This is a genomic window from Marinobacterium sp. xm-g-59, from assembly GCF_013283315.1.
Taxonomy (GTDB): domain Bacteria; phylum Pseudomonadota; class Gammaproteobacteria; order Pseudomonadales; family Balneatricaceae; genus Marinobacterium_E.
The window spans coordinates 1-2,951 of record NZ_WBYR01000025.1; the positions used below are offsets into that span (position 1 = coordinate 1).

General features: G+C 53.8%; 1 protein-coding gene. It reads left to right on the forward strand.

All coding sequences use genetic code 11. From position 1 onward, the window contains the following. Nucleotides 1–2,951: Ig-like domain-containing protein (locus XMG59_RS11945; protein WP_173498804.1), on the forward strand; the 2,951-nt coding region annotated here is incomplete at both ends.

Consider the following 2,951-nt stretch of genomic DNA (forward strand, 5'->3'; position numbering starts at 1 on the left):
CTGTGTCACTGTCACAGATCACTGCGGTTGCTGCCAAGTACGATATTAGTTTTGATGGTGAGCGCCCAGAGGGGACGATCACCTTTGATAGCGACGCCTTGATTGCCGGTGAGACCTCGGGTGTCACTGTCACCTTCGCTGAGTCTGTCACCAACCCTCGTGATGCCATCAGTGTCAGCAACGGTACGCTGTCACCGCTGGTGCCTGTGGAAGGTACAGCTATTCCCCGTACGGTGTGGAAGGGTGTGTTTACCCCGACCCTGAAGATCGAAGCCGATGAGACGACGCTGGTGCTGGATAACAGCCTGGTGGCTGACAATGCCGGTAATACCGGTACGGGGCTGAGTGTCTCTAACCCGATCTCTATCGATACCCTGGGTCCTGTCGCAGAGCTTAGCTCTAGCGTGCTCTACAACGGTAACCGTCTGATCACCATCGATTTTGGTGAGCAGGTCACTGACTTCGATGTGAACGACATTGTCGTGACTAACGGCATTAAAGTGACCAGTGGCTTTACTGAAGTTCAAGCCGGTCAGGTCTACACCCTGGAAGTCGCTCCCACCGCGGCAGCACAGGATAACCCTACCGGCGATGTGACTGTCACGCTGCGCAAAGGCACGATGACCGATAGCCTGGGTAACCTCAATGCAGAGCAGTCGATTGCGCGTCCTTGGGATATCCGTGCGCCTGAAATTACTCGTATCAATGCCGAGAGTGGTTCCTACACTGCCGGCGATACCATCGCGATTGCCGTCACATATGACGAAGTGGTGAACGTTGATGCCGTCAACGGCACACCCTTCCTTGCCCTAAACAACGGCCAGGTGGCTGAGTACGTTCGCGGAAGTGAGTCCAACACACTGGTGTTTGAGTACACCGTGGTACAGAACGATCAGGTCGATGCGCTGAATGTGCAGGCACTGGTTAAAGACGGTGCCAACATTACCGACAATGCGGGTAACGACGCAAAAACATACATCACGCCGGGTGCCAACCTCTCGAACCATGCAGTGGTTGAAATTGATGGCGTTGCGCCAACGATTGTCACCATCTCTGCGGTTGAAGATGCACTTTACTTGGCGGGTGATAGCGTAGAACTGACCGTTCAGTTCAGCGAAAACGTCTACATCGACTTTACCAACGGTTCACCGATCCTTGCACTGAGCAACGGTGCGGTTGCTGAGTATGTGGATGGCGATGGTTCAAGCTTCCTGAACTTCCGCTACACCGTTCAGCCAAATGACTTTGATACAACCGATCTGGATGTACATGCTCTGATCACTAACGGATCGGTGTTCAGGGACATCTCCGGCAACGAAGCCAATATGGCGATCCTGAGTGATAACAGCCGATTGGCGTACCGCTCGGATGTGGTGGTTGATGCAGCGACACCTTACATCAAAACCATCTCTGCCAATGCCGGTCACTACAACGAAGGCGAGATCATCGATATCGCCCTGGGTTGGAACAAGCCGGTTGAGATGAACGATGCGCTGGGTACCCCAGAGCTGAAACTAAGCAATGGCGAAATCGCCACCTACAACGCCGCAGCCTCTACACCAACACGCCTAGTCTTCAGCTATGCCGTTCAAGCGACTGATTTTGAGTCGGACGCACTGGCGATTGCTGAACTGCGCACCAACTACGCCACCTTCAACGGCGTTGTTGCTGGTGAATCTGCGGATCTGACCCTGCCAAATGGCGGTGCGATTGCGCAGGCTGAGGGTGGGATCTTTATCGATCTGACGCTACCAGAAGTAGAGTCTATCAGCGTTCTCGACGAGAACGGTTCCGCAGATCTGAGTGCAGGCGAAGCTGCAACGCTGACAATTACGTTCAACGGTGCAGTGAAAGAGCTGCGCCCAGAGTTCTTCAATGTAGAAAACGGTTCAATCGGCGAGTTTGAAACAACTGACAACGTCACTTGGACTGCCGTATTCACGCCACTCAAAGATACTCAAGCCGGTGAACAATCTCTCAGCTTGAATCTCAATCTGGTCTCAGACCTAGCCGGTAACTTCGGCGAAGGCGATTCGCCAGCGGCTAGCTACACCTTGGATAGCGCTTACCCAACCGTGACCATCCGCTCGGATGCGGACGGCATCGTTAATGGCGATGTGCGCATGGTGGTGAACTTCTCTGAATCGGTACAGGATTTTGACCTGACTAAACTGTCAGTCGAAGGCGGTACCATTGATCAGTTAAGCCTGGAGACCCCCGATAACTCGGGTCGTCCTGAAGGCGAATACAGCTTTGTTGTGACCCCCGATCGCAATAGCACGCAGCCGATTAAAGTGCGCGTGATGGATGGCGTTGTCACTGATGAGGCCGGCAACCCCAACAAAGCGTCGGATGTTCTGCTACAGCCAGTCGATACGGTAAAAGCCAAGATCGAAGGTATCCATGCAGAGGCCGGTGCCTATGCGGTGGGTGATACCGTTCAGTTGACCGTGAAGTTTACTGAAGAAGTGGCACTCGAGGACCGTCCGGACGATCCGGATAGCCCGCGTCTGCCGACCCTTTTCCTCAATAATGGTGAGCTCGCGACGTATGTCTCAGGTTCAGGTTCTGATGAGTGGGTGTTCGAATACACCTACAGCGCAGACCACGCGGAAGGTCACCCACTGCAGGTGATCACCTTCCTTGAGAATGACAAACTGGTGGTGGATGAGGCCGGTAATCGCGCTAACACCATCTTAGGTTCGAATAACCGTCTGCAGGAATCGGTAGTCGTAGATGGTACCGAGCCCGTGGTACTGGGCTTTAGCTCAGTCGAAGCGACCTACAACAGCACCGAAGCGTCTGAAAATGGCATGTACAACATCGGTGATGTGATCTGGATTAAATTGACCGCTTCAGAGTGGCTCAATGTGGATACCACCGAAGGGCGTCCAACGTTACTGCTCGAAAACGGCGGCACCGCGACCTACGTATCGGGTACCGGTTCGAAC